General features: G+C 73.6%; 26 protein-coding genes. 10 read left to right on the top strand and 16 right to left on the bottom strand.

What is annotated here, in order from left to right; translation table 11 throughout:
* Positions 1-9: 9 nt before the first annotated feature.
* The 3 genes from ACSUPR_RS20920 to ACSUPR_RS20910 form a co-directional block, all read right to left on the bottom strand.
* Positions 10-825 carry a hypothetical protein gene (locus ACSUPR_RS20920; protein WP_436886399.1) on the bottom strand — a complete coding sequence of 272 codons (816 nt, stop codon included), beginning with the start codon at positions 823-825 and terminating at the stop codon, positions 10-12.
* A gap of 205 nt (positions 826-1,030) precedes the next feature.
* Complete coding sequence (locus ACSUPR_RS20915) at positions 1,031-1,903, bottom strand: ABC transporter ATP-binding protein (protein ID WP_436886398.1); 873 nt, start codon at positions 1,901-1,903, stop codon at positions 1,031-1,033.
* On the bottom strand, positions 1,903-2,751 hold the full coding sequence (locus tag ACSUPR_RS20910) for an ABC transporter permease (protein ID WP_436886397.1): 849 nt from the start codon (positions 2,749-2,751) through the stop codon (positions 1,903-1,905). Before ACSUPR_RS20910 ends, ACSUPR_RS20915 begins: the two co-directional genes overlap by 1 nt.
* A gap of 565 nt (positions 2,752-3,316) precedes the next feature.
* Between ACSUPR_RS20910 and ACSUPR_RS20905 the strand changes: the two genes are divergently transcribed.
* On the top strand, positions 3,317-4,012 hold the full coding sequence (locus ACSUPR_RS20905) for an IspD/TarI family cytidylyltransferase (RefSeq protein ID WP_436892084.1): 696 nt from the start codon (positions 3,317-3,319) through the stop codon (positions 4,010-4,012).
* A complete protein-coding gene (locus tag ACSUPR_RS20900; protein WP_436886396.1) occupies positions 4,009-4,785 on the top strand; it encodes a glycerophosphodiester phosphodiesterase in 777 nt (258 codons plus the stop codon). Before ACSUPR_RS20905 ends, ACSUPR_RS20900 begins: the two co-directional genes overlap by 4 nt.
* A 25-nt stretch (positions 4,786-4,810) precedes the next feature.
* On the opposite strand, the gene ACSUPR_RS20895 is transcribed toward ACSUPR_RS20900, so the two are convergent.
* From ACSUPR_RS20895 to ACSUPR_RS20885, 3 genes are all read right to left on the bottom strand, one after another.
* Complete coding sequence (locus ACSUPR_RS20895; protein WP_436886395.1) at positions 4,811-5,794, bottom strand: DUF4429 domain-containing protein; 984 nt, start codon at positions 5,792-5,794, stop codon at positions 4,811-4,813.
* A 29-nt stretch (positions 5,795-5,823) separates the two neighbouring features.
* Complete coding sequence (locus ACSUPR_RS20890; RefSeq protein ID WP_436886394.1) at positions 5,824-6,831, bottom strand: glycosyltransferase family 2 protein; 1,008 nt, start codon at positions 6,829-6,831, stop codon at positions 5,824-5,826.
* 126 nt (positions 6,832-6,957) lie between these two features.
* On the bottom strand, positions 6,958-7,185 hold the full coding sequence (locus tag ACSUPR_RS20885; protein ID WP_436886393.1) for a TM2 domain-containing protein: 228 nt from the start codon (positions 7,183-7,185) through the stop codon (positions 6,958-6,960).
* Positions 7,186-7,488: 303 nt separating this feature from the next.
* Here ACSUPR_RS20885 and ACSUPR_RS20880 point away from each other — a divergent pair, with 303 nt between their 5' ends.
* The 4 genes from ACSUPR_RS20880 (at position 7,489) to ACSUPR_RS20865 (ending at position 12,095) form a co-directional block, all read left to right on the top strand.
* Positions 7,489-9,000 carry an LCP family protein gene (locus ACSUPR_RS20880; RefSeq protein ID WP_436886392.1) on the top strand — a complete coding sequence of 504 codons (1,512 nt, stop codon included), beginning with the start codon at positions 7,489-7,491 and terminating at the stop codon, positions 8,998-9,000.
* Between the two features lie 22 nt (positions 9,001-9,022).
* Complete coding sequence (locus tag ACSUPR_RS20875) at positions 9,023-9,646, top strand: YIP1 family protein (RefSeq protein WP_436886391.1); 624 nt, start codon at positions 9,023-9,025, stop codon at positions 9,644-9,646.
* Positions 9,647-9,883: 237 nt separating this feature from the next.
* Positions 9,884-11,215 (top strand): UDP-glucose dehydrogenase family protein, encoded by a 1,332-nt coding sequence (locus ACSUPR_RS20870; protein ID WP_436886390.1) that lies wholly within the window; start codon positions 9,884-9,886, stop codon positions 11,213-11,215.
* 157 nt (positions 11,216-11,372) lie between these two features.
* Positions 11,373-12,095: a TNT domain-containing protein gene (locus ACSUPR_RS20865; RefSeq protein ID WP_436886389.1), complete on the top strand. Its 723-nt coding sequence runs from the start codon at positions 11,373-11,375 to the stop codon at positions 12,093-12,095.
* Here ACSUPR_RS20865 and ACSUPR_RS20860 read toward each other — a convergent pair.
* Entirely contained in the window at positions 12,080-13,612 is a 1,533-nt protein-coding gene (locus ACSUPR_RS20860) for an MFS transporter (protein WP_436886388.1), read from the bottom strand. The two genes, ACSUPR_RS20865 and ACSUPR_RS20860, sit on opposite strands and share 16 nt — an antisense overlap.
* Positions 13,613-13,682: 70 nt before the next feature.
* On the opposite strand from ACSUPR_RS20860, the gene ACSUPR_RS20855 reads away from it, so the two are divergent.
* Positions 13,683-14,252, top strand: a complete 570-nt coding sequence (locus tag ACSUPR_RS20855) for a TetR/AcrR family transcriptional regulator (protein WP_436886387.1) — start codon at positions 13,683-13,685, stop codon at positions 14,250-14,252.
* Positions 14,253-14,313: 61 nt separating this feature from the next.
* On the opposite strand, the gene purE is transcribed toward ACSUPR_RS20855, so the two are convergent.
* Together purE and ACSUPR_RS20845 are read right to left on the bottom strand one after the other, a co-directional pair.
* Entirely contained in the window at positions 14,314-14,814 is a 501-nt protein-coding gene (purE, locus tag ACSUPR_RS20850) for a 5-(carboxyamino)imidazole ribonucleotide mutase (protein WP_436892082.1), read from the bottom strand.
* A 26-nt stretch (positions 14,815-14,840) separates the two neighbouring features.
* The gene (locus ACSUPR_RS20845; RefSeq protein ID WP_436886386.1) at positions 14,841-15,935 is read right to left on the bottom strand and encodes a 5-(carboxyamino)imidazole ribonucleotide synthase; all 1,095 of its coding nucleotides are present in this window, start codon (positions 15,933-15,935) and stop codon (positions 14,841-14,843) included.
* Between the two features lie 247 nt (positions 15,936-16,182).
* On the opposite strand from ACSUPR_RS20845, the gene ACSUPR_RS20840 reads away from it, so the two are divergent.
* The gene (locus tag ACSUPR_RS20840) at positions 16,183-16,668 is read left to right on the top strand and encodes a GtrA family protein (RefSeq protein ID WP_436886385.1); all 486 of its coding nucleotides are present in this window, start codon (positions 16,183-16,185) and stop codon (positions 16,666-16,668) included.
* Between the two features lie 22 nt (positions 16,669-16,690).
* On the opposite strand, the gene ACSUPR_RS20835 is transcribed toward ACSUPR_RS20840, so the two are convergent.
* On the bottom strand, positions 16,691-17,749 hold the full coding sequence (locus ACSUPR_RS20835) for a CPBP family intramembrane glutamic endopeptidase (RefSeq protein WP_436886384.1): 1,059 nt from the start codon (positions 17,747-17,749) through the stop codon (positions 16,691-16,693).
* Positions 17,750-18,110: 361 nt separating this feature from the next.
* On the opposite strand from ACSUPR_RS20835, the gene ACSUPR_RS20830 reads away from it, so the two are divergent.
* Positions 18,111-19,244, top strand: coding sequence for an Mrp/NBP35 family ATP-binding protein (locus ACSUPR_RS20830; protein WP_436886383.1), 1,134 nt, complete (start codon positions 18,111-18,113; stop codon positions 19,242-19,244).
* Between the two features lie 103 nt (positions 19,245-19,347).
* Here ACSUPR_RS20830 and ACSUPR_RS20825 read toward each other — a convergent pair whose 3' ends face one another.
* The 4 genes from ACSUPR_RS20825 to sigE form a co-directional block, all read right to left on the bottom strand.
* Positions 19,348-20,403 carry a S1C family serine protease gene (locus tag ACSUPR_RS20825; RefSeq protein WP_436886382.1) on the bottom strand — a complete coding sequence of 352 codons (1,056 nt, stop codon included), beginning with the start codon at positions 20,401-20,403 and terminating at the stop codon, positions 19,348-19,350.
* Positions 20,404-21,021: 618 nt separating this feature from the next.
* Entirely contained in the window at positions 21,022-22,074 is a 1,053-nt protein-coding gene (locus ACSUPR_RS20820) for a transcriptional regulator (protein WP_436886381.1), read from the bottom strand.
* Complete coding sequence (locus ACSUPR_RS20815) at positions 22,071-22,727, bottom strand: anti-sigma factor family protein (protein WP_436886380.1); 657 nt, start codon at positions 22,725-22,727, stop codon at positions 22,071-22,073. Before ACSUPR_RS20815 ends, ACSUPR_RS20820 begins: the two co-directional genes overlap by 4 nt.
* Positions 22,724-23,314, bottom strand: a complete 591-nt coding sequence (gene sigE, locus ACSUPR_RS20810; RefSeq protein ID WP_073376798.1) for an RNA polymerase sigma factor SigE — start codon at positions 23,312-23,314, stop codon at positions 22,724-22,726. The genes ACSUPR_RS20815 and sigE overlap by 4 nt, the downstream gene beginning before the upstream one ends.
* Before the next feature lie 326 nt (positions 23,315-23,640).
* On the opposite strand from sigE, the gene ACSUPR_RS20805 reads away from it, so the two are divergent.
* The gene (locus ACSUPR_RS20805; RefSeq protein WP_436892081.1) at positions 23,641-24,231 is read left to right on the top strand and encodes an O-methyltransferase; all 591 of its coding nucleotides are present in this window, start codon (positions 23,641-23,643) and stop codon (positions 24,229-24,231) included.
* 72 nt (positions 24,232-24,303) lie between these two features.
* On the opposite strand, the gene ACSUPR_RS20800 is transcribed toward ACSUPR_RS20805, so the two are convergent.
* The gene (locus ACSUPR_RS20800; RefSeq protein ID WP_436886379.1) at positions 24,304-25,797 is read right to left on the bottom strand and encodes a leucyl aminopeptidase; all 1,494 of its coding nucleotides are present in this window, start codon (positions 25,795-25,797) and stop codon (positions 24,304-24,306) included.
* Between the two features lie 94 nt (positions 25,798-25,891).
* Positions 25,892-26,059 (bottom strand): DUF3117 domain-containing protein, encoded by a 168-nt coding sequence (locus ACSUPR_RS20795; RefSeq protein WP_436886378.1) that lies wholly within the window; start codon positions 26,057-26,059, stop codon positions 25,892-25,894.
* Between the last annotated feature and the right edge of the window lie 310 nt (positions 26,060-26,369).

Here is a 26,369-nt window from a genome sequence, read left to right as displayed (position 1 = left end):
GTGTCCTGTTCACCGCCGCCCCCCGTGGGTCGCGGCGGGGTCGACGAGCGCGGTGGTGACGGCCACGGCGCAGCCCACGATCAGGGTGACGAAGGAGACCCGGGGGTCCCACAGCGTGGCCGTGACGGCGATCGCCAGGAAGCGGACGGGCTGGGGGAAGCCGAGCAGCCTCCGGGCGAGGTCGGCCGCGGGCGCCCGGCGGGCCGCCGGGTCCGGCGAGGCCGCGGGGCGGGGCCGCGCGGGCGCCTCGGGCCGCGGCTCCGCCAGGGGGCGCGCCCCGGGGCGGCGGTGGTCGGACGGTGCGGCGGCCGTGTCGCGGTCGTGCCACCCGGTGGCCGGGGGCGGGACGAGCCCGAACACGGCGCCGGCCGCGTCGCCGCGCGGTGCGGCGCCGGGGTCCCTGCGCCGCCGGGGAGGCAGCGGGGGCGCGGGCTGCGCCTCCCGTGCCACCAGGAGGGCGTCGCGCAGCGCCAGGGCCACCAGGGCCCCGGCAGCCCACCCCCAGGCCCCGGCGATCCCGGCCAGCACGGCGCCCACGGCCAGGCCGAGGTAGACGACGTACTCCCGCAGCTGGGAGAGCATCGCCACCAGCCACAGGGTGAGGGCGTCGTGGCGCCCGGTGCGCATGCCGTCGCGGACGGAGTCGCAGAACAGCACCGCGACCAGGAAGGCGGAGCCGGCCAGCCCGCCGACGGTGTCGGGCCGGGTGAACCACACGGCGGCGCCGACGGAGACCATCACGGCGATCCGGCTCATCCCCGCCCGGGTGACGTGTCTGCGTTCGAGGAAGAGCGCGGTCGACCGCGCCACGGTGCCGTTGGCCATGGACGTGTCCCTCTCGAGTTCTCGGTGAGAGCAACCGTCGCTCACGGTCTGTGGTCAATCAATCACTGACACACCACAGGTGCCCGTTTGGCCTGTTCAGAGGGGCGTGGCGGCATTTCGGTCGGGTCAGATGCGAAAGTGCGCACCGCCGGAATCCTCCAGCGATGCGCACCGCACCTCTTGTGGCCTGCGGGGTCCGGGGGCGTCAGGCGGCCTGGCCGCCGTCCTTGCCCTCCCCGTCCTTCTTCTCGGCCTCGCGCTTCTTCTTGGCCTCCTCGGCCTTCTTGCGCTTGGCGATCTCGGCCTTGGTGTCCTCGTTGTAGGCGGCCAGCGCGGCCTCGATGTCGGTGTCCAGCGCCAGGGACCCGCCCTTGATGTACAGGCCGCGGTTGCAGAACCGGCGCAGGTCGCCCTCGTTGTGGGAGACCAGGACCATCGTGCGGTGGTTGGCCAGCATCCGCTCGATGGCCTCGTAGCACTTGCGCTTGAAGGCCTTGTCGCCCACCGCCAGCACCTCGTCGACCAGCATGATCGGGTGCTCCAGCTGGGAGATCAGGGCGAAGCCCAGCCGCACCTTCATGCCGCTGGAGTAGTGGCGCACCGGGGTGTCCACGAACTTCGGCTTGATCTCGGCGAAGTCGATGATCTCCTCGAAGCGCTCGTCGATCTGCTTCTCGGACATCCCGTGCAGGGAGCCCACCAGGTACACGTTCTCGCGGCCTGTGAGGTTGTCGTTGAAGCCCGCCCGCAGCTCCAGCAGCGGCGCGACCTTGCCCCGGACCTGCACCTCGCCCTCGTCGGGGATGAGCACCCCGGCGATCATCTTGAGCAGGGTCGACTTGCCCGTGCCGTTCTTGCCGACGATGCCGACGCAGTCGCCGCGGGCGACCTCGAAGGTCACGTCGCGCAGCGGCCAGAACTCGTCGCCCTCGGCGTTGGGGTCGCGCTTGGTGCCGTGGATGAACATCTCACGCAGGCTGCGCTTGCGACGGCGGTTGACCGCGAACTTGACACCGAGCCCCTTGGCCTCGATGACCGGGCCCTTCGCCAGGTCGGCGCCGTAGTCGGTCTGCGCCATCACAACTCCTTCAGGACGGACATCTCCAGACGGCGGAACGTCCAGTATCCGATGACGAGCAACAGCAGGGAACCGATCACCGCCGAAGCGATCGCGATCGGACCCGGGGTCAGCTCCTCGAAACCGGCGAACCACACCGCCCGGTGCATTTCGAAGATACCCAGCAGCGGGTTCATCTGGTAGGCGGCCTTGAGCCAGTCCGGCACACGGGCCGATTCCAGGACCATGGCCGCCGGGTACAGGATCGCCGATCCGTAGAACAGGATGCGGGAGGCGATGCGCACGAGCCGCTCGACGTCGCGCACCAGCACGTTGATCGAGGACAGCAGCAGCGTCAGGCCCAGGCCGATGGTGAACTGGAGCAGGATGGCCAGCGGCAGCCAGACCAGCACCCCCTCCCAGGAGGGGCGCCCGCCCAGGAAGACCACGAAGAGGATCAGCACCGGCCAGGTCAGCAGGTACTCGATGAACTTGGTGCCCACCGTGGCCATGGGGAAGATCTCCCGGGGCACCTTCATCGTGGTGATCAGCTTGGAGTGCGTGATCATCGCGCGCGGGGCCTCGCTGAGGATCGCGCCGAAGGTGTTCCACGGCAGGATGCCGGCCACCAGGAAGAGGAGGAAGCCGCCGTACTCCTTCGCGCCCTCGGGCATCCCGCGGTCGGCCCCGAGGATGACCCCGAAGACGAAGAAGTAGACCAGGGTCAGAGCCAGCGGCTCCAACATCGTCCAGGCGTATCCGAGAATCGACTGCTGGTACTTGACCTTCAGGTCGCGTCGGACCAGGAGGCCGACGACCTTCCGGTGCTCCCAGACGGCCAGCGCCCTTGACGCCACCGCCACCTCCAAGGATCGAAAGAATTGCCGTCCGGTCCACGCTCGCGCCACCGGACAGGTGGGTTCTCGTGCCTGCGCGCACCGGTCGACACGCGCGGTCCACGGTCCCGGACGGGCGACGACCGGGCTGACGGGGGAACGTGTCCGGGCGACCGGGGGATTGTCGCGGACCGCGCCCGGCTCGTCGACCGCTGTGAGGCGAGGTCGGACCGGGCACGTTGGTACAGGCGTGCATAGATTACCGCTGCGGCGGACGGGGCGCGCCCACCAACCTGCCGCGCATCCGTGTCCGGACCGTGACCGGGCGTCGCGGAACACGGTCGGCTAGCCTCGTCCCGTAGGAGCCGGGGGCACACGGACGGTACCCGGTACCCCGTGACCACGGACGTTGCCTCCCAGGGCTCGGAACCGTCGCTTGGTCGCGGTTTCACCTCCCGTTCCGTGTGCGGGTGATATCGGTTTCCCTTCAATCGGGGAACCGGGCCATGAGGAGAGAAGGGGAGCGGTGGACGAGGTGGACGGCGCCGGGCGCCCGCGGGTGATCGCGGCGGTCCTGGCCGGAGGGGTCGGGGCCCGCATGGGAGCGGACACCCCCAAGCAGTTCCTGCCGCTGGCCGGGCGGACGATCCTGGAGCACGCGGTCTCCGCGTTCGAGGAGTGCCCGGACGTGGACGAGATCGTCGTGCTCATGGTGGACGGGTACGTGGCCCGGGTCGAGAAGCTGCTGGCCGAGGCCGGGTTCGCCAAGGTGACCCGGGTCCTGCCGGGCGGCGCCACCCGCACCGACACCTCGGTGGCGGCGCTGGCCGCCGTGTCCGGGGCCCGCGACGACGACCTCGTGCTGCTGCACGACGCGGCCCGGCCGCTGGTCTCCCCCGCGACGGTCTCCGCGTGTGTGGCCGCGCTGGCCCGGGCGAACGCCGTGGGCGTGGCCGTGCCCAGCGCGGACACGGTGGTGCGCGTGGTCCCGGGGCCCGGGGGCGAGGCGGTCGCCGAGGTCCCCGCGCGCTCCTCGCTGCGCCGCATGCAGACCCCGCAGGGCTTCCGGCTGGGCACGGTGCGCCGCGCCTACGCCCTGGCGACCGCCGACCCGGACCTGGTCGCCACCGACGACTGCGGCGTGGTGCTCCGCTACCTGCCCGGCGAGGAGGTCCGGATCGTGCCCGGCGAGGAGACGAACATCAAGGTGACCAACCCCGGCGACGTGGAGGTGGCCGAAGCGCTGCTGCGCCGGTCCCGGGACGGTGCCGCGCCGGATGGGACTGCGCCGTGAGCGGGGTCTTCGGCGACGGGACCGAGGTCATCGGCCACCGCGGCGCGGGCCGCGGCGTGGTCGGCGGGGCTCGCGAGAACACCCCCGAATCCTTCGCCGCCGCGGTCGCGGCCGGGGCGGACTGGATCGAGATCGACGTGCGCCGCACCGCCGACGACGAGCTGGTGCTCCACCACAACGCCGCGCTGGACGACGGGCGCGCGGTGGTGGACCTGACGGCGGCCGAGTGCGCGCGGGCCGGGCTGGTGGGCCTGGCCGAGGGGTTGGCCGCCATCCCCGAGCGGGTGGGCCTGGACGTGGACGTCAAGACGGTGATGGAGGACGCGGTCGACGCCCCCGCCCGGCGGACCGCGTCGCTGCTGATGCCGTACCTGCGGCGGGAGGCCGGGCGCCGCCGGGTGTTCGTGTGCTCGTTCGACCCCGGTGTGCTGCTGGCCGTCCGCGAGGGCGCCCCGGAGGTGCCCACGGCGTGGATGCCGTTCGTGCGCAACCCGCTGGACCAGGCGGTGGCGGGCGCCGTGGGGCTGGGCTGCCCGATCGTCGCGGTGGACGTGCGCTCGTTCGGGACGGCCGGCGGCCCCCCGCCGCCGGGACGGCGGTCGGTGGAGTACACCGTGGACCTGGCCCACCGGGCGGGCCTGGAGGTGGCCGCCTGGTGCCCGGCCCCGGGGGACGCGGCGGCGCTGGCGGCCGCGGGGATGGACGCGGTCGTGGTGGACGACGTGCCCGGCGCGGTGGCCGCACTGCGGGAGGCGGAGCCCGGCGCCGCCTGAGCGCCCGCCGGCCGGGCCGCCCCGGTCAGATCCGGTCGAGGAGTTCGGCCTTCTTGGCGGTGAACTCCTCGTCGGTGAGCAGTCCCTTGGCGTGCAGCTCCCCCAGGCGTTCGATCTGGGCGAAGATCCACGCGGTGTCGGGGCCGCCGGCCCCCTCCTGCGGCCCGGCGGCCTGCGGGGCGTCGGCGCCGGGCTCGTCCCCGCCCCCGCGGAACGCCGGTGAGGAGGTCAGCGCGCGGAGGGTGCTGCCGGCGATCTCCCGCCAGCCGCCGCCTGCGGCGGCCCCCTCGGCCGGGCCGCCCCGCGCCCACACGTGCGCGGTGACCGTGGCGGCCATGAGGAAGACCTTGTAGATCTCCCCGTTGTCCTCGGAGGAGCGCAGGATGTTCAGGTCGTTCTTGGGCCGGGCGTCCCCGTGGGGGCCGCCTACGGTGACGACCCGCAGGAAGCCCCACCCCCAGCCGTCCGGGGGTCCCCAGTCCACGGCCGTGACCTCGGAGAGGTCGTACTCGCGGCGGCCCGCACGGCGCTTGGCCGCGCTCGCGTAGTCGCCGGACCACACCAGGCGCAGGGTGGACCCGTCCAGGGTGGCGGTGCCCTCCCGGGTCTTGATGTGCAGGGGCGTGGGGGGAACCAGGCGGGTGGGGGCCCACGGGTCCGGCTCGCCCTCGGCCTGCCCGGCGGCGAACCGGATCTGGTCGGCGAGGTACTCGGCGACCAGCTCGGTCTTGGCCGGGCCGGTGAGGCGGAAGGGCTGGAGGCGGTCCTCGAGCATGGCGCCGACCGCCGCGTAGGGGTCCATGCGCTCGCGCAGGGAGAGCCTGAGCAGCCACCCCTTGCGGCGCCCGCCGCCGGGGGTGAACTCGACCTCGGCGATCGCCCCCACCGGGACGCTCAGGCGGCCGAGCTCCTTGAGGAGTGGACTGCCCGTCCACGACTTCTTGTAGACGATGTCGATCGTCTCACCGTCGAAACCCCAATCCGCCTGATCTCCGCGCAATCCGTCCATGGGGACATCATGCCGGACCGGCGCCCGCTTCAGGAGGCCTCGGCGCCCCGGGAGGCCCGGGCGGTGCGCGAGTCCGCGCCGAGCCCGGGCGGGCTGGTGATGAAGCCCGCCCCCCACGACATGTGCATGGTGGCCAGGGCGACCGGGATGAGCGGGAGGGAGGCGGCGGGCAGTCCGCGGCCCAGGGGCAGCGACGCCGCGACCACCAGTGCCAGGTAGGCGGCGGGCACCAGCCACAGCGGCCACCACAGCAGGCCGCCGAGCAGGCCCAGGACGACGCCGGTCAGGGCGGCCGGCGGGGCCAGGTAGCGCAGGTTGATGGTGCCCTTGTGCTGGCGGGCGACCACGTGCCGCCAGCGGCCGTAGTGGAAGTACTGCTTGGCCAGGAGCCGGACGTTGCGCCGGGGGCGGTAGGAGACGCGCATGCGCGGCTGGAACCACACGACCCCGCCGCTCTCGCGGATGCGGTGGTTCATCTCCCAGTCCTGGGCGCGCAGGAAGGCCTCGTCGTAGCCGCCCACGCGCTCCAGCGCCGAACGCCGGAAGACGCCCAGGTAGACGGTGTCGGCGGGGCCGCCCGCACCGCCGGTGTGGAAGCGGGCGTTGCCCACGCCGACCTTGGAGGTCATGGCGGCGGCGACGGCCTTCTCCCAGGGGGTGGTGCCCTCGGCGGCCATGATGCCGCCGACGTTGTCGGCCCCCGTCTCCTCCAGGGTCTCCACGGCGACGCGCAGGTAGTCGGAGGGCATCATCGCGTGGCCGTCGATACGGGCGACGATGTCGTGCGAGGAGGCGCCGATGGCGGCGTTCAGGCCCGCGGGGGTCTTGCCGGTGGGGTTGTCCACGACCTTCACCCGGGGGTCGGCGGCGGCCAGCCCGTCGGCGACCTCGCGGGTGCGGTCCACGGAGGGCCCCACACCGAGCACGACCTCCAGTTCGCCCGGGTACTCCTGGGCGAGGACGTGCTCCACCGCGGCGGCGAGGTGGCGCTCTTCGTTGAGGACGGGCATGACGACGGAGACCGGCGGCCAGGACACGGGCACTTCCCAAGATCGGACGTGTCGGACGGCGCTGCGGATGCGTGGGGCATCAGCGCTCGCGCGCGTCCAAGGTACTGCACCGCGGACGACGGCCGCGCCGGTCTCCCGGCGCGGCCGACCGGGTCAGGCCTGGTTCTTGATCGGCAGGCCCTCGGAGTCCTCGAACTTGCCGAGCAGCACCATGATGAAGTCGATGAGGGCCCAGACGCCCACGCCGCCGCAGGTGATGAGCATCAGGATGCCCGTGCCGGTCTTGCCCGCGTAGAAGCGGTGGACGCCGAGGTAGCCGAGGAAGAAGGAGAGGAGAACGGTGGTGAGCCAGTTCTTGGGGGAGACGGGGGGATGCGTCATCGGTTTCTCCGGGACGTGAGGGGCGGCGGGCATGAAGGCGCGCGCACCCGGGAAGGGAACCGGTGGCGGGGGCCGGGCGCCGTTGCGACGGCTGTCCGGGACCGGTGAGATCGGCGACAAATTACCACAGAGCAGGGCCTACGGTCCTCAGTGGAAACCTTCACCCCTTTTCCTCCCCCATCCCGCAGGGGAGGAGCAAGCCGAGAACAACACGCCGAGGATCGACATCTCACACCGTGCGGGGGATCGGGTGACAACCTAAGAGATAAGGACACCGTTGACCGGGCTGGGACGGGGACGCCGATGAAGGACGACAACGGGGGACTGGACCGACCGGGCGGCGGGGAGTTCCGGCGCGAGCGGTCGCGGCCGGTCCCGCCCGAGGGCCGGCGCTCCCCGCGGTCCGGCCGGATCACCGTTCCCTCCCGTTCCGTCCGCCGGCGCCGGGCCGGCCTGGTCGTGATGGGCTTCCTGTCCGTCGTGGTCCTGCTGGCCTCGGGCACCTCCTGGGCGCTGACCGGCTGGATGTCGGGCAGCCTCAACCGGTTCGACGTCTTCGGCGACATGGCCGACGGGGACCGGCCCGAGGAGACCGGCGGGCTGACGTTCCTGGTCATCGGCTCGGACAGCCGCGACTCCCTGGCCGAGGAGGACCGCGCGGCGCTGAGCGTGGGCTCCACGCCCGGGCGCCGCTCCGACACGATGATGCTGGTGCGGCTCAACCACGAGCGCGACCGGGTCACCGTGGTGGGCCTGCCCCGCGACCTGTGGGTGGAGATCCCCGGTGAGGGCGAGGACAAGCTCAACGCCGCCTACGCCTACGGCGGACCGCAGCTGGCGGTGCGCACCGTGGAATCGGTCACCGACGTGCGGATCGACCACTACGTGGAGGTCGACTTCTCCGGGTTCGTCGGCGTGGTCGACGCGCTCGGCGGTATCGAGGTGTGCCTGCCCGAGGCGATCAACGACCCCAAGGCGCACCTGGACATGGCGGCGGGCACCCACCGGGTGGACGGCACCGAGGCGCTGGCCTTCGCCCGGACCCGGGCCACCCCGCGCGGCGACCTGGACCGCATCGACCGCCAGCAGCAGGTGCTGGCGGCCATGCTGGACCAGGCGCTCAGCAGCGAGACCCTGTCCGACCCCGGCAAGCTCACCGCGTTCCTGGACAGCGCCCTGTCGTCGGTGACCGTCGACGAGGGGCTGGACACCTCCACCATCAACCAGCTCGCGTACCAGATGCGGAACCTGGACCTGGGCGAGGTGACCTTCGCCCAGGTCCCGATCGCCGACATGGACTTCTGGACCCCGCGCGGCGACGTCGCCCTGGTCTGGGACGAGCCCGCCGCCCGCGACCTGTTCGCCGACATCAACGCCGACCGCCCCATCGCCGAGCCCCCGGCCGGGCCCTCCGAGGAGGAGGGGGAGGGGGAGCCGTCCCCCTCCGACATCCGGGTACGGGTGTTCAACGGGACCGGCACCCCCGGGCTGGGCGCCTCCCTGGACGGGGCCCTGGAGGGCGCGGGCTTCCAGGTGCCCGACGCGGCCTCCGACTGGAGCAGCCGGGACGTGGCCGCCACCCAGGTCCGGTACGGCGCCGACGACGCGGCGGCCGCGGAGTACGTGGCCGGGCTGGTGCCGGGCGCCGAGGCGGTGGAGGACACCACCCTGGACGGCGAGCTCCAGATCGTGATCGGCTTCAACTACACGACGTTCAACGCTCCGGAGGTCGAGGCCCCCGAGCCGGAGGAGTCCCCCTCGGCCGGGGACGCCCCGCTGACCACCTCGACCGCCCGGGACAACATCTGCGGGTGACCCCCGTGAAGGAAGGTGCCCCGTGCTCCGCCACCTGCTCGGCCTGCTGGTCGGCATCGCCCTCGCCCCCGTGCTGTGGATCGCCGTGTCCTGGTCGGCGGGCGGATTCCCCGAGTTGTCGGAGGGAGGGGTGTCGGTCGCGGGGGTCTCGGCCGCGGTGCTGCTGGTCGTCGTGGGCTTCGGCTGCGCGTATCTGGCCGCGGCCCGGGTCTCGCCGCTCACCGCCGGGGCCGCGGGGCTTCCGCTGGCGGGGCTGGCGCTGTGGCCCGCGGTCCACCCGGCGTCGCTGGCGTCGGCGATGTCCTGGCTCGACCCGGAGAGCTTCGTGTACCCGGGCGGTCCGGGGGTTTCCGTGGCGCTGCCGCTGGGCGCGCTGCTGCTGTTCTCGGCCGCGCTGCCGGGCCGCTGGCGCTCCCCGGCCCCGACCGTGCCCGCGATGGTGGCCGCTCCCTGGGAGCGGGTCGACCGGCCGGGCGGGGGGCCGCGGGGCCGGGTCGGCGACACCGTGCCCGAGGCCCCGGGCCGGGCGCCCGCGACCGAGGTGTGGGACCCGCTGGAGGGCGACCCCGACAAGACCACCACCCCGTTCGCCCGCGGTGAGGACGGGTGGACTCCGCTGGAAGGGGAGCCCGAGCGCCGGGATTGAGGGGCTTGCAGGGGCTGTGTCCGGTACGGCGCACGCACCGGTAACCTGAGCGCCTGATGTGTTCACGCCCCGTTCGGGTGTGCGCCACGTCTCGGAGCGTAGGGTGATGCTCCGCGTGCGGGACTCCCCCAACGCCGACTCATGTCCGCCTTTCCGCCCTTCCCCGGGTGTTCACCGCCACCAGCGGGAACAACCATGGGATACGGGCGCGGACGAAAGCGAGGAAGGACTCATCCAGTGATCGAAGCGGACCGTATGCGCGTCTCCGTCATCGGTACCGGCTACCTGGGCGCCACCACCGCGGCCTGCCTGGCCGAGCTGGGGTTCGAGGTGCTGGGCCTGGACGTCGACGAGGCCAAGATCGAGATGCTCCGCTCCGGTCGGGTGCCCTTCTTCGAGCCGGGGCTGGACACCCTGGTGACCGCCGGCCTGGAGTCGGGGAGGCTGCGCTTCACCACCTCGTTCGCCGAGGCCGCCGACTTCGCGGACCTGCACCTGATCTGCGTGGGCACCCCCCAGAAGGACGAGTCGGGCGCCGCCGACCTGAGCTACGTCAACTCCGCGGTGGACCGGCTGGCCCCGCACCTGAAGCGCCCCTCGGTGGTGGTGGGCCGCTCGACCGTGCCGGTGGGCACGGCCGCGACCCTGGCCGCCCGGCTGGCCGCGCTGGCTCCGGTGGGCGAGGAGGCCGAGCTGGGCTGGAGCCCGGAGTTCCTGCGCGAGGGCTTCGGGGTGGAGGACACCCTGCGCCCCAACCGGATCGTGCTGGGCACCGACTCGCCCCGGGTCGAGAAGGCCGTGCGCTCGCTGTGGCAGAAGCAGATCGACGAGGGCATCCCGTTCCTGCTGACGGACCTGCAGACCGCCGAGCTGGTCAAGGTGGCGGCCAACGCCTTCCTGGCGACGAAGATCTCCTTCATCAACGCGATGGCGGAGGTGTCGGAGGTGGCCGGGGCCGACGTCATCCAGCTGGCCGAGGCGCTGTCCTTCGACGACCGCATCGGCGGCAAGTTCCTGGGGCCGGGACTGGGCTTCGGCGGCGGCTGCCTGCCCAAGGACATCCGGGCGTTCATGGCCCGCGCCGACGAGCTGGGCGTGGAGCCCGCGCTGTCGTTCCTGCGCGAGGTGGACGCCATCAACCAGCGGCGGCGGGCGCGCACCATCGACATCGCCCGCCAACTGATCGGCGGCGGTTTCGCGGGCAGCCGGGTGGCGGTGCTCGGTGCGGCGTTCAAGCCCAACTCCGACGACATCCGCGACTCGCCCGCGCTGGACGTGGCCGCGACCATCGCCTCGCTGGGCGCGCAGGTGACGGTGTACGACCCGGCGGCGCTGGAGCGGGCCCGCGAGGCGCACCCGGAGCTGAACTACGCCGACTCCATGCGCGAGGCCGTCACCGACGCCGACGTGGTGCTGCTGCTCACCGAGTGGGCGGAGTTCCGCGAGGCCGACCCGGAGGAGCTGGGCGGCCTGGTGGCGCGCCGGCGCATCGTGGACGGGCGCAACGCGCTGGACCCGACGTTCTGGCGGGCCTCGGGCTGGACCTACCGGGCGCTGGGCCGCCAGTAGGACCCCCTCCTTCACGTACACGCCGATGGCCGGGACCCCGCGGGGTCCCGGCCATCGGCGTCCCCGGAGGTCCCCGACCGTGCTTGACTACTTTTCGTAACCATACGAAGACGCGCGGTCGCGAGGCCGCGCGTCGGTGACGAACGGAGACCGACCGGTGAAGTTCCGCCTGGCCGCGGGGGCCGCCGCCCTGTCCCTGGCGGCGGTGGCCGCCCCCGCCCACGCCGCTCCCCCGCCCCCCGCACCCGGGGGTCCGGCCGCCCCCTCCGGCTGCCCGGTGCTCGACCCGCCGCCCACCGCCGAGGACCTGGAGCGGTACCTGTGCGGGGACCGGAGGCTGGGCCCGGCCGAGCTTCCCGGGCAGGGGCCGGTGGCGGAGCTGCTGGAGGGCTACGACCGGCTGGGCGGACTGACCCCGGCCGGGTTCCTCGACCGCTGGTGGGGGCCGGACGGCTGGGAGTACCCCGAGCACATGGGCTTCGAGGTCGTGGACGGTGAACCGGTCACCGAGAGCGGGGTCCTCCCCGAGGGCCGGATGCTGGACCGGTTCGGTTCGCCCCGGGGCACGTTCCTGGCCCCGGCGGGCGCCCCGTACGCGCGGCGGGCGCTGCCGCCGGACTCACTGAACACCTGGCCCGACGGGCCCGAGAACAACTACACCTGCTTCGAGGTGGCAGAGGAGCTGCCCGTGCTGACCGGCCCGATCGCCCCGCACTTCGAACAGCCGGGCGGCGGCGAGCAGGTACTGGTCCCGGCCGGGGGGCTGCCCGAACCGGTGGAGGGCGAGTACGCCCGCGTGAACGAACTCCTCGACCTGGGCTACCTGGAGTCCCGCCCGGTCGAGGAGTGCGTGGAGTCCCCCGGCTACGCGCTCTCCTGAGCCCGGTCCCCGGGGGCCGGTTCGCCGGTTCCCGGGGGCAGGCGGCGCAGGGAGACCGCGACCGTCGCGGCCATCACGGCCAGGACGGCCGCTCCGGCCAGGGCCGCGGTGGTGAACCCGGCGGTCTGGGCGGCGAAGGCGGCCTCCAGCAGGGCCTGCGGGTCGGGGGTCCCGGCGGCCCCGGACAGGGCCCCGGCGACGGTCTCGGCGGCCGGTCCGGTCACCTGCTCCCGCTCCATGGCGCCGCGGTAGACCGTGGCGGCGGCGGTGCCCAGGACCGCGATGCCCAGGGCGGCACCGAGCTCGGTGCTGGTCTCGGAGATCCCGGCGGCCGCCCCGGCGCGCTCGGGCGGTGCGGCCGCCAGCACCAGGGTGTTGGCCAGGGTGGCGACGGCGCCGATCCCGCAGGTGAGCACCGTGTAACCGCCGATGAGCACCACCAGGGGGCTGTCGGGTTCCAGGGTCGCCACGATCCCGAACCCGGCGGCCCCCAGGCCCAGCCCGGCGGTCATGAGGGGCCCGGGGCGCACCCGGTGGGCGAGCAGCCCGGCCAGGGTCGCCCCGGCCAGGGTCCCGGCGAACGCGGGCAGGGAGTACAGGGCGGCCTCCAGCGGGCTGAGGCCGTGCACGGCCTGGAGGAACGTGAAGGTGAGCAGGCCCAGCCCGGCGGCGGCGAAGGACACCGCCGTGTTGCCCCCGACGGCGGCGGCGAACGCGGGCCGGGCGAACAGCCGCACGTCGATGAGCGGGTGCTCGGCGCGGCGCTGGCGGACCACGAACGCCGCCAGGAAGACCGAGCCGGCGAGCAGGGAGAGCCCGCCCCAGGGGTCGGCACCGTGCTCGGCGAACCGCTTGACGGCGTTGACCAGGCCGAACACGGCGGCGAGCGAGGCGGCCGCTCCCCAGAGGTCGAACATGCCGGGGCGGGGGTCGCGGGACTCCGGGACCAGGAACGGCGCGCCGGCCAGCAGCAGTGCCATGAACGGCAGGTTGACCAGGAACACCGAGTTCCAGGGGAGGAACTCCAGCAGTGCCCCGCCCAGGATGGGGCCCAGGACGCTGCCCCCGGTGAAGGCGACGGTCCATGCGCCGACGGCGGCGGCCCGCTGCCGGGGGTCGGCGAACATCGCCCGGATGAGGGACAGCGTGGAGGGGGCGAGGGTGGCCCCGGCGACACCGAGCAGGACGCGGCCCGCGATGAACCAGCCGGCGTCGGGCGCCAGGGCGAGCAGGGCGGAGGCGGCACCGAAGAGCGCGGCACCGGCGAGGAGCAGCCTGCGGCGGCCGACGCGGTCGCCGAGGCCGCCCATGGCGACCAGGAGTCCGGCCAGGACGAAGCCGTAGACGTCCATCATCCACAGCCACTGGGTGGCGGTCGGGGCCAGGTCCTCGGTGATGGCGGGCGCGGCCACGAACAGGATCGACAGGTCCATGGACACGAGCAGGGCCGGGACGAGCAGGAAGGCCAGGCCTGCGCGGGTGCGGGCGGTGGCACCGGGAGGGCGTGTCGTCGTCATGGCCTTGATCGTACGTACGTCAAAATCAGCCGTCAATATGTACGTACGTTCAAACTGGTAGGCTGCGCCCATGAGTCAACGTGAGGACCTGCTCGCCGGAGCGCGGCGCTGCCTGGTCGAGAAGGGGTACGCCAAGACCACCGCGCGCGACATCGCCGCCGCCTCCGGGGCCCACCTGGCCTCCATCGGATACCACTTCGGGTCCAAGGACGCGCTGATGAACACCGCTGTCCTGGAGGCCAGCAGCGAGTGGGGCGACGTCTTCGCACAGGCGGTCCGCACCTCACGCGCCCAGGCCCCCGAGGACCGGATACGGGCCCTGCTCACCTCGCTGCTGGAGTCCCTGCCCGAGCAGCGGGAGCTGCTGGTCGCCAGCGTCCAGGCCTTCGGCCAGGCCCAGTTCGACGAGGCCATGCGCGCCGAGCTGGCCGCCGGGATCGAACAGGGGCGCCGGGAGCTGGCGGCGCTCGTCCTGGACGTCCGCCCGGAGGAACTCGACCCGGCCGAGGCCGCCGGGGTGGGCTCCATGGTCTACAACCTCGTCGCCGGCTACGTGCTCCAGTACCTGACGGACCCCGGCTCCCTGCCCACGGCCGAGCAGGCGCTGGCCGGCCTGCGCGCCCTCACCGCGCGCCCCTGACCCGCCGGGACGCGGCGGCGCCCCGGCGCCCGCTCGGGCACCGGGGCCTCGGAACGCGCGCCTACAGGCCGAACCCGGTCGGCCGGGAACCCTCGGCGACCTCGCGGCGCAGCCGCTCGCCCTTGGCGTGCGCCTGCTCGCGCAGCTCCACCTGGAAATCCGCCATCCTCCTCGCCAGGTCGGCGTCGTGCATCGCCAGCATCCGCACCGCCAGCAGGCCGGCGTTGCGGGCAGCGCCCACGGCCACCGTCGCCACCGGCACCCCGGCGGGCATCTGCACGATGGACAGCAGCGAGTCCATCCCGTCCAGGTACTTCAGCGGCACCGGGACGCCGATGACCGGCAGCGTCGTCACCGAGGCGAGCATGCCGGGCAGGTGGGCGGCCCCGCCCGCCCCGGCGATGATCGCCTTCAGGCCCCGGCCCGCCGCGTCGGCGCCGTAGGACACCATCTCGTGCGGCATCCGGTGCGCCGACACCACGTCGGCCTCGAAGGGGACGCCGAACTCGCGCAGGGCCTCGGCCGCCTCGCGCATCACGGGCCAGTCGGAGTCCGAGCCCATCACGATGCCCACCACGGGGTCTTTGCTCACTGGTCGTCTCCTCGCAGGTAGTCGGCGGCGGTGCGGGCCCGCTCCAGCAGGTCCCGGTGGTCGTCGCCCGTCACGGTCACATGCCCGATCTTGCGGCCCGGACGCACGTCCTTGCCGTAGAAGTGGATCTTGATCTCGGGATCGGCGGCCATCACGTGCAGGTACCGGCGGTAGACCTCGGGGTCCTCGCCGCCCAACAGGTTGGCCATGACGGTGTAGGGGGCGGTGGTGCGGGGCGAGCCCAGCGGCAGGTCCAGCACGGCGCGCAGGTGCTGCTCGAACTGGGAGGTGCGGGCGCCCTCGATGGTCCAGTGCCCGGAGTTGTGCGGGCGCATCGCCAGCTCGTTGACCACCACGCCGTCGGCCGTCTCGAACAGCTCCACCGCGAGCATCCCGGTGACGTCCAGGGCGTGGGCGATCTCGATGGCCAGCTGCTGGGCGCGGGTGGCCTTCTCCTCCGGAAGCCCGGGGGCCGGGGCGATCACCTCGTGGCAGATCCCGCCGCGCTGCACGGTCTCCACCACCGGGTAGACGGCGACCTGGCCGTGCGGGGAGCGGGCGACCTGTACGGCGAGCTCGCGCTCGAAGGCGACCTTCTCCTCCACCAGCAGCGGGACGTCCTCGGCGGCGGCGCGCTCCACGACCGCGGCGGCCTCGCCGGCGTCGCCCACCACCCACACGCCCCTGCCGTCGTAGCCGCCCCGGGCCGCCTTGAGGACCACCGGCCAGCCGGTGCCGGCCGCGAACGCGGTGACGTGCTCCAGGGCGGCGACGGCGCGCCAGCGCGGGGCCGGGGCGCCCAGCTCGGTGAGCCGGGTGCGCATGCGGAGCTTGTCCTGGGCGAAGCGCAGCGGGTCGCGGCCCGGGCGCAGCAGGCCGCCCTGCTCCTCCACGGCGCGAAGCACCGGCTCGGGGACGTGCTCGTGGTCGAAGGTCACCACGTCGTTGGCCTTGGCGAAGGCCAGGACGTCGTCGAGACCGCGGTCGTTCCCGAGGGTGACGTTCCCGCACACCAGGGCGGCGCTCTCTGCGGGACCGGCGGACAGGACCCCGAAGTCCACCCCGAGTGCGATCGCGGCCTGGTGGGTCATGCGGGAGAGTTGCCCCCCTCCCACCATTCCCACGCGGGGGACGGTGCGGTTACGCTCGCTCACAGTTCCTCAACTCATCTGCTCGAACCGCGGTGACGGGACGGCTCCGCGCACGACGGAGCCTGGCCGGAACGGCTCGGAACCCGCGGCCGGGGTTGCTCCTACCCCCGGCCAGAAGTCTAGGGTGTGCCGACGGCCCCGACCGAGTCGCCCCGTCACCGCAGGTGATCCCCTACCCGGAGGCCCCGTGCGCGCGTTCCTCACCCGGCATCCGCGGCTCGCCGCGCTCATCGCCCAGCTGGGCAAGTTCGGCTCCGTGGGCGCCGTGGCCTACGCGGTGCAGCTGGCCGTCACCAACCTGCTGTGGGAGGCGGCCGGGATGGACACGCTGCCCGGGCAGGTCCTGGGGACGCTGGTGTCGATCGCGGTGGCCTTCGTGGGGAACCGGTTCTGGACGTTCGCCGACCGGGCCCGCACCGGGTACGGGCGGGAGACCCTGCTCTTCCTGGCGATGAACGGGGTCGGGCTGCTCATCCAGCTCGGCTGCCAGGCGTTCTCGGTGTACGTGCTGGGGTTCGACGACCCGCTGTCGCGCAACATCGCGGGCAACGTGGTGGGGGTGGGGCTGGGCTCGCTGTTCCGGTTCTTCTCCTACCGGACGTGGGTGTTCCCCGAGGCGGCCTCGCCCGCCGCCGCACCGGAGGAGCGGGAGGGCACGGCGCGCAGGGAGTAGCTCCGCGGCCCCGCGGCGGGGCTCAGCCCGCCGAGGTGCGGTGCACGCCCGCGCGGCGCGCGGCCCCGCGTACCAGCAGCGCGTACAGCCCGGTCTGGAAGACCGTCAGGACCAGGACCAGGGGGGTCCCGGCTCCCGGGGAGAGCCCCGCGCCCAGGACCGTGCCGGTGCCGATGGCGGTGATGCCGCCCGCCAGGACGGTGAGGGTGAACTGCACCAGGGCGGCGACCACGTGCAGGCCGATCGCGGCCTCCAGTCCGCCGGTGCGCCAGGTCAGCCAGGACAGCACCAGGCCGACCACCGCCAGGGCCGCGATGGTCCACGGCTCGCCCGGGTGGGTGGAGGCGTAGACCGCGGGGAACAGGGTCCCCCCGGCCAGGATCGCCGGCCAGCGCGAGCGCAGGACGCGGGCGCCCGGCCCGGAGCCGCCGCGCTCCCCCGGGCGGGCGCCGAGTGCGCCCACCAGCTGCATGACCAGACCGCGCAGGGTGAGCTCCTCGGCCAGCGACTGGAACGGCACCAGCAGCACGATGACGGCCAGGGCGGCCAACAGGACCCGGCCGCCGCCGGCGGCCCCGGCCGAGACCTGTTCCAGGCCGAACCGGCCGGCCAGCAGGACGTAGGCGGCCGTGCTCAGCGCCACCGGGACGAGCGCCAGGGCCGCGCAGCGCAGCAGCCAGCGCAGGCGTGTGCGCCCCGTCACGGACATGAGCGAGCCGACCCGGCGCCACTGCACGACCCGCACCAGGAAGAAGGTGATGGGGATGAACAGGGCCGCGGTGGTCAGTCTGAAGGCGAGTCCGGCGATCTCGCCGACCCGCACCGACTCCGGTGCCAGGCCGCTGCCGCCGAGTACCGCGACCAGGGTGACGGCCAGGGCCATGGCCACCCACAGGAAGAACACCAGGACGCCGAGCACCGCCAGGGTCAGCAGCGGCGTCCACCAGCGGTACCAGGAGGTCCGGCCCAGTCTGTGATAGGACTCACCCTCCGGTATCACCGCGGGTGCGAACGGGTGGTCCTGCCTGGTCCGCACCGGCCTCGGGGGCGGCCACGCCCACACCCCGCGGTCGGCGTTCACCGCGGGATGCCCCTCGGGCGGGGTCAGCCGCCCTCCCCCGGGCGGCCCCGCCCAGGTCTGCTCCTGGGCATGCGTCCGCGACGCCTGGCCGTCCGGCCCTCCCGGGGCGGCGGGCCAGGACGAACCCGGCGGTGGCGGAACATTTCCCATCGTGCGCTGAGATTACTATCCGGCCATGTATTGCCTGCGTTAAGTCCGTGCCGTTATCGGCCGGTCACGGTGCGGATCCGGCCGGGCCGGCACCGGGACGGACACGGGCCGGGCACGGAATAGCGGAACGGCCGCGCCCCGTTGGAATGAACGGTCCGTTGGGGCAGACCGCGGACCGAGTACCCCGTCCCGCTGACCTACGATTGGGCACATGTCCTCCACACCAACCACCGATCAGGTGCACAAGGCCCTGGCCACGGTGCAAGACCCGGAGATCCGCCGTCCCATCACCGACCTCGGAATGGTCAAGAGCGTCGACATCGGCGACGACGGTTCCGTGCACGTCGGCATCTACCTGACGGTGGCCGGGTGCCCCATGCGTGGCCGCATCGAGAAGGACGTGACCGAAGCGGTGACCAAGGTCCCCGGGGTCGCGTCCGTGCGCGTCGAGCTCGACGTGATGAGCGACGAGCAGCGCAAGGAGCTGCAGACCAAGCTGCGCGGCGGCCAGGCGGAGAAGGAGATCCCCTTCGCCAAGCCGAACTCGCTCACCAAGGTCTTCGCGGTCGCCTCCGGCAAGGGCGGCGTCGGCAAGTCGTCCGTCACCGTCAACCTCGCGGCGGCCATGGCCGCCCAGGGGCACAAGGTCGGTGTCGTCGACGCCGACATCTACGGGCACTCGGTGCCCCGCATGCTCGGCGCGTCGGACTTCCCGACCAAGGTCGAGGACATGATCATCCCGCCGACCGCGCACGACATCAAGGTCATCTCGGTCGGCATGTTCACCCAGGGCAACACCCCGGTGGTGTGGCGTGGGCCGATGCTGCACCGCGCCCTGCAGCAGTTCCTGTCCGACGTGTACTGGGGCGACCTCGACGTCCTGCTCATGGACCTGCCCCCGGGCACCGGCGACATCGCCATCTCCGTGGCACAGCTGCTGCCGACCGCCGAGCTGCTGGTGGTGACCACCCCGCAGCAGGCCGCCGCCGAGGTCGCCGAGCGCGCCGGCTCCATCACCGCCCAGACCCACCAGCGGGTGGCGGGCGTGATCGAGAACATGTCGTACTACGAGCACGGCGGCGAGCGGATCCACCTCTTCGGCGAGGGCGGCGGGCAGGTCGTCGCCGACGCCCTGGGCCGCACCCTGGGCACGAACATCCCGCTGCTGGGTCAGATCCCGCTCGACACGCGCCTGCGCGAGGGCGGCGACGAGGGCAAGCCGCTGGTGCTGACCGACCCCGAGGCCGAGGCGTCCAAGGTCATCGAGTCGATCGCCGACAGCCTGGTGGGCCGCCCGCGCGGACTGGCCGGGATGCAGCTCGGCATCTCCCCGATGCGCCGCTAGGACCGTTCCCGGATCCGGCCCCGGCCGGGCACCGGAGGCCGCAGAGGACGTGAACGAGGGCCCCCGGGTGCGCGCACCCGGGGGCCCTCGCCGTGCCGGCGGGTCAGTCGTCGGTGGAGTCCAGGGTGATCGTGGTGGACCCGCGGTCGCTGCCGCGCTCGTACTCGACCTCCACCTCGTCCCCCGGGGAGCGGTCGCGGATCATCGCCAGCAGCTCCTGGCCGGAGTTGACCGGCCGGCCGTCGAAGAAGGTGATGACGTCGCCCGAGCGCAGACCGGCCCGGTCGGCGGCGCCGCCGGACTCCACGGAGGCGATGACCGCGCCCGCCAGGGGGCGCTCGACGTCGATCTCGGCGCCGAGGTCGGCGTAGGTGGCCTCGCCGTCCTCGATCAGCCGCTGCACGACCCGCTCGACCTCGACCGAGGGGATGGCGAAGCCCAGGCCGATGTTGCCCGCGCTCTCGCCCGCGTAGCCCATGGTCACGATCATCGAGTTGACGCCGATGACCCGGCCCCGCGTGTCCACCAGCGGGCCGCCGGAGTTGCCGGGGTTGATGGCCGCGTCGGTCTGGAGCGCGTAGAACCGGCTGGCGTTGGGGCCGTCGCCGGAGGTCACCGGCCGGTTGACGGCGCTGATGATGCCCTGTGTGACGGTGCCCGTGTATCCCAGGGGGGCGCCGATCGCGATGACCTCGTCGCCCACGATGACCTGCTCGGAGTCGCCGAACTCCAGGGGCTCGACGTCGATGGGGTCCTCCAGGGTGAGCACCGCCAGGTCGGAGCTGGGGTCGGCGCCGACGACGGTGGCCGGGGAGAGGCTGCCGTCGCTGTACTCGACCAGGATGCCCTCGTCCTCCAGCTCGGAGGAGACGTGGTCGTTGGTGACGACGTAGTCGCCCTCGATGATGAATCCGGAGCCGCCGCCCATGACGCGCCGGTCGGCGCTGCGGATGGACACCACGCTGGGGCTGACCCGCTGGGCGACGCCCGCGATGGTGTCGGGGTCGCGCTGGGGTGCCTCCGGCGGGGGCTCGTTCATGGTGGGGCCCTCGGCCTGGGGCGCGGCCTCCTGGACCTCGCCGCCGGCGAGGATCCCGCCCGCCGCGCCGCCCGCGACGCCCGCGGCGAGGCCGACGACCAGCATTCCGCTGAGCGCCATCCAGACGGGGACTCCGCGCCCCTCCCGGCGCTTCGCCCCCGCCGCGGCGTACGCCGCGGTCCCGCCGTACCCGCCCGGGTACGGGCCCGCCGGGTCCCCCTGGACCGCGGGATCGCCGGGCGCCGGGTGGCCGGGCGCACCGGGCGCACCCGGGTCTCCCGCGCCGTGGGAGGACTGTCGGCCGGTCGGCGCGTATCCCGGGCCCGCGTGACCGGAGGGGCCACCGGGTTCTCCGGGGCCGCCGGGGCCGCCGGGATCACCCATACCGTAGGAGGCCTGCTGGCCGGTGGGCGCGTATCCCTGGCCGTGCGGGGGCTGCTGACCGGTGGGCGGGGGCGTGGGCCCGGGGGGACCGGGCGGGGTCGGTTCGGAGGCGCCGAACGGGGGTCGGCCCTGGGGATTGGGGTGCATGGGTTCTCCACTGCCGGGAGGCGAAGCATGGGGGCGGTGAACGGGGAGTGCCCGGCCGGACGTCGGTTCGGGTACGCCGAAGCCGGGCGGCGCGCCGCCCGGCGGGGTCGGCCGTCCCGGGCCGCTCCCCTGTTCCGGACGTCCGTGTTCCTCAGTCAAGACCTGCTCCGTGTGTCGCTGTGGTTCTCGGTCGGACGCCCCGGGCCCCTACAGGAACCCCAGGCGCGCCATACCGCGCTGGACCCGGGACCAGAAACCGGAGTCCTCCGGTCCCGGCAGGGCCGTCACCGCGGAGGCGGTCAGGTCCGCGGGGGCGTCGGCCAGCACGGTGTAGACGAACCCGTCCGCCTGCCACATGCCGTGGTACCGGCCGCCGTCGCCGCCGAAGATCGTGTCATGTTGTGGTGTGACGCCCGCTCCCCCGGTTCCGGTTCCGGCCGATCCGTCACCGGGTCCGGACAGGGTGTCCTCGTCCAGCTTCCCACGCTGCGAGAAGACGGACACCTGGGACAATCCATCCGAATAAACCGCGTGGACGACCTTGTGCCCGGCGTGCACGGTGCCGCGCGCGTCGATCAGGCTCAGGTTCCAGGCCAGGTCCTCGGGCAGGACCCAGCCGTCCGCGCGCAGCTCCTCGCGCTCGGCCGGGGTGAGCACGTCGCCCCACGGGGAGTCGGCGGCGGCCCCCTCCGGCCAGTGCCCGTCGCCGAACTCCAGGTCGGTCAGGCGGAAGCCGAGCACGTTCCGGCCGCCGCGCTCGTACACCGAACCGCCCACCAGGACGCCGGTGTCGACGTCCACCCAGAACCGGCCCGCGACCGTGCCGTTGGCGCGGACCGCCTCCACCGTGTGCGCCGGGCGGCCGTCGACCTCGCCGAGCCCGGCGTCGGAGACCGTGTAGACGCGCTCCAGGGTGGTGAGCAGCCTCTCGTCGAGTTCCTTGAACGGGTCGTCGGACACCACGAAGGGGTACGCGTCCCCGGCCATGGGGATGAGGGCGACGCCGTCCCCCGGGCGGTTGACCACCCGGGTGGGAACGGCTCCGTCGGCGCCCTCCCCGGTCATCTCCCGGACGGCGGTGTAGGCGACGCCGCCCGCGGCCGCGGCCGAGCGGCGCAGGACGGGCATGCCGTCGTCGGGGCCCTCGGCGGGCACGTCGTCGGAGCACGGGTGGGCGGCCCCGGTCAGCAGCAGGCACAGGAGTACCAGGGCCGCGACGGCGGCCGGTACCGGGTGCGCGGAGGATCCCCGCGCGCTCACCGGGTCGGCAGATCCGGTCCGGGCTCGTGAGGAGCCGGGGACGGAAGGGTCTCCACGACCGGTATGACCCGGCTGGTCACGGCGTGCTCGACCGCGAAGTCCGACAGGCGGGGTTCCACCACCGGGGCGTCGCCGGTCTCGCCGCCGGCGACGAACGCGCCGCCCAGCAGGGCCGTGGCGACCGCGACCCCCGCGACCGCGTAGCGGCCGCCGGGAAGGGTGGGGAACAGGTGGGTGAACCGCTCGCCGCGGCGGCGGGTGCGCCGCTCCGGGGCGACCACGGTCTCCTCGGTCGTCATCGGGGGCATCGGCGGGGTGGGCCCCGCGTCCGGGAAGCCGCCGAGGGGGCGGGAGGAGCCCAGAGGCGGGCGGGAACCGAACCCCGCGCCTCCGGACGGCGGCTCAGAAGGGCCCCTGCCGGGACCTCCCGGCCCGTCGCCCCGGGACAGCCCCACGAGCCGCCCCATGAAGTCGAGGTCGGGCTCGGGCTCGCCCAGGCCGTGCAGACGGCGCTTGAGCCGACGCATCATGTCGGCCTCGAACCGGCAGCTCTCGCACTTGGCCAGGTGGATGAGGGCGCTCTCGTGCTCGGCGGGGCCCAGTTCCCCGTCGATGAGCGCGGAGAGCCGCTCTCCCAGGTGTTCTCTGCTCACTCCGCCTCCCCGTTGTTCTCAGCGGCGGCCAGAGACCGTCGGTGCTCCAGGGCGCGGCGCAGCTGGGCGCGGCCCCGGTGGATACGGCTGCGCACGGTGCCGAGTTTGACGCCGAGCGTCGCCGCGATCTCCTCGTAGGAGAGTCCCTCGATGTCGCAGAGGACCACGGGGGCGCGGAACTCCGCGGGCAGCGCGTCCAGCGCGGCCTGCACGTCGGCGTCGAAGTGCCGGTCGTCATAGCGCTGGGCGGGCGAGGGCTCGCGGCCCTCCAGGCGCTCGTCGGCGTTCTCGGCCAGGCCCTCGAAGCGGATGCGGGCCTTGCGCCGGGCCATGTCGAGGAAGAGGTTGGTGGTGATGCGGTGCAACCACCCCTCGAAGGTTCCGGGGGTGTAGTTGGCGAGGGAGCGGAAGACGCGGATGAAGACCTCCTGGGTGAGGTCCTCGGCGTCGTGCTTGTTGCCGGTCAACCGGTAGGCGAGGCGGTACACCCGGGGGGAATGGGTACGGACGACCTCGTCCCAGCTCGGCGGTTCCCATGCCTCGAACTCCGCGGCAGGGCCGGATTCTGGCACCGCTTCTCCCTTCATCCCGTCGATGCGCCCGGACAGTGCGCTCGGGGGGAGTACTGCTTCGTGGCGATCAACGTACGTTCCTCCCGGTTCAACGCCGACCGGTGCCGATTAAGTTCCCGCCGTCAGGCTCGGTCCGTCCACCGGATCGCGTTAGGCTTTCCCGTGGGCCGTGACCCGATCGCGATCATCCTTCCACGGTGGGTGACCCCGTGCCGGTCGGACGCCCCGACCACAGTTCAGACAGACCATCGCAGCGGGAGGGCGTCATCACCGGCGTGGAAGACACAGCGGCCCGGCTCACCTGGGTCCGCACCGAGCAGGCCCGGTTCGAGCAGGAGGCCCTGCGGGACGAGGCGCTCGCCGACGCCTACGACGCGGCGGCGGGATCCCTCGCCCCGGCGGTGGACCCGGCGGCGGGGGCGGCCCTGCGCTTCCTCGCCGCCTCGATCGGCGCGCGGTCGGTGGTGGAGATCGGCACGGGGTACGGCGCCTCGGGGCTGTGGCTGCTGCGCGGTATGGCCCGCGACGGCATCCTCACCACGGTGGACACCGACGCCGTCCACCTGGACCACGCCCGGGCGGTGTTCGCACGCTCGGGGTTCGGCGCGGGGCGGGCCCGGCTTATCCGCGGCACGGCGGCGGAGGTGCTGCCCCGGCTGACGGACGGCGGCTACGACCTGGTGTTCGTGGACGCCGAGCGGCGCTCCTACCCGGCGTTCCTGGACGAGGCGCTGCGCCTGCTGCGGCCGGGCGGCATGGTGGTGCTGCACGGGGTCCTGGCCGGACCGGGCGGGCCGGACGGCCCGCTGCGCGCGCCCGACCCGGACGAGACGGCGGCGCGCGAGGTCATCGGGCGCATCCGCGAGGACGAGGCCTTCATCCCGCTGCTGATGCCGCTGGGCGAGGGCCTGCTCTCCGCCATCCGCCGCTGACCGCCGGACGCCCGGGGCCCGGGGCGGCCGGCCCCCGCCCGTTCCGGGCAGCGCCCGGGGACCGGCGGCCGGTCAGCCCTCGGCGAGCCAGCGCAGCAGGGTGCGGGTGGCGAAGGCGGTGCCGCCCCGGGTGAGGATGCCGCTCTCCTTCGTGGACCGGCCCGGACCTGCGATGTCCAGGTGGGCCCAGGGCAGTCCGCCGGTGAACTCGCGCAGGAACAGGGCCGCGTCGGTGGCGCCCGCCGGGCCGAACTCCTTGCGGGTGCCGATGTTGGCCAGGTCGGCGACCCGGGACCGGGTGGTGGGGACGTACTCCTCGGTGAGGGGCATCCGCCACAGCGGCTCGCCCGCGGCCTCCCCGGCCGCGGTGATCCGGCCGGCGAGGGCGTCGTCGTTGCTGTACAGCGCCGCGATACCGGTGCCCAGGGCGACCTTGGCGGCACCGGTGAGCGTGGCGACGTCCACCAGGGTGTCGGGCGCCAGCCGGTCGACGGCGTACCCGAGGGCGTCGGCCAGGACCAGGCGGCCCTCGGCGTCGGTGTTGAGCACCTCGACGGTGGTGCCGTCGTAGGTGGTGAGGACGTCGCCCACGCGGGTGGCGTCGCCGGAGACGGAGTTCTCGGCCAGCGCCAGCAGGCCGGTGACCCGCACCGGGGCGGACACGGCGGACAGCGCCGACAGCACGGCCAGCACGATCGCCGAGCCGCTCATGTCGGTCTTCATCAGCGCCATGTTGTCGTTGGGCTTGAGCGAGAGGCCGCCGGTGTCGAAGGTGATGCCCTTGCCGACCAGCACCACGTGCGGGGCGCCGGGGTCGTCCTGCGGCGTGTAGGAGAGCCGTACCAGCCGGGGCGGCCGGGAGGAGCCCTGGCCGACGGCGAGGATGGCGCCGAAGCCCTCGTCCTCCAGGTCCCTCTCGTCCCAGACCTCGACCTCGAGCCCGGATTCGGCGGCGACCTCGCGGGCGCGCTCGGCCATCCAGGCGGGGTCCTTGGTCTGGGAGGGGGTGTTGATGAGGTCCCGGGCCAGGGCGGTGGCGCGGGCCAGGACGGCACCCCTGGCCAGGGCGTCGGCGGGGGCGTCTCCCACGACGTCGATGGCGGGGGCCGGGCGCTGGGCGGCGTCCGGCTCGGCGGTCTTCATGGTGAAGGTGTAGGAGGCCAGCAGCGCGCCCTCGGCGAAGGCCGTGGCGGCGGCCTCGCCGGCGAGGGCCGCGGGCCAGGCGAACGCGACGCGCTCGCGGCCCCGAGCGGCCCGGGACAGGGCGGCCCCGGCCTTCCGGAGGTCGTCGGGGGAACCCGAACCGACCCCCAGGAGGGCCAGCCTGGCCAGACCCTGGTCCCGGGACACCGGGAACTGGACCGACTCACCGGCCTTGCCGGTGAGCGAGTAGTGCGCGAACAGATCGGTGAGCGGGGCCGGGAGCCCCCGGCTCAGGCCGTCCGCCTCGACCCCCCCGACCGCCGCCGGTCCTTCGTCCGCCGTCTGCACGGGGAGGACGAGGAGGTCGGCCGCGGTGTCGTCGAGGGTCCCGGTGACGGGGTTGATCTCCGTGGCGAAGGGCACTGGTCGCTCACAATCGTTCACTCGTTGGGAGGTGTGACCACCTCGGGGGTGTCGGGGCCCATCCGGCCCGGGGTGGGGGACGGTGGTACCGGTGTCAGCCGACGACGCCCTCGAGCGCGTCCCGAAGCTCGGTGGCCTCGGCCGGGGTCAGCTCGACGACCAGGCGGCCGCCGCCCTCGAGCGGAACCCGCATGATGATGCCGCGACCCTCCTTCGTGACCTCCAACGGCCCGTCACTGGTCCTCGGCTTCATTGCCGCCATGCCATTCCCCTTTCTCGTGTTCCTCGCGGGTGGCCGGGCCACAGCACCGACGCCGATCCGCTGGGTCCGTCTCGGCTTCGAAACCGTGGGCCGGTTCCGTGCGACTCGCGCCCGTGTGGCTTAAGGGGCGTGAATCACTCTTCGACCATTATCTCGGAGGTTCGCTCCCGTGTGTGCGACGGACCACGGCTGCCGCGGGCGTCGCCACACCGGCCAACGAGGAATCGTCGGTCAGTAAGGTTATATCGGTACTGGCCGAAACGCCGTCAGAGCACGGGAAGCCGACCGGTCTCCTCCCCCTCCCGGGGCG

The sequence above is a fragment of the Nocardiopsis dassonvillei genome, assembly GCF_964273065.1.
GTDB classification, from domain to species: domain Bacteria; phylum Actinomycetota; class Actinomycetes; order Streptosporangiales; family Streptosporangiaceae; genus Nocardiopsis; species Nocardiopsis dassonvillei_B.
The sequence above is the reverse complement of the archived record's forward strand: the minus strand, read 5'-3'. Positions and strand labels throughout refer to the sequence as shown.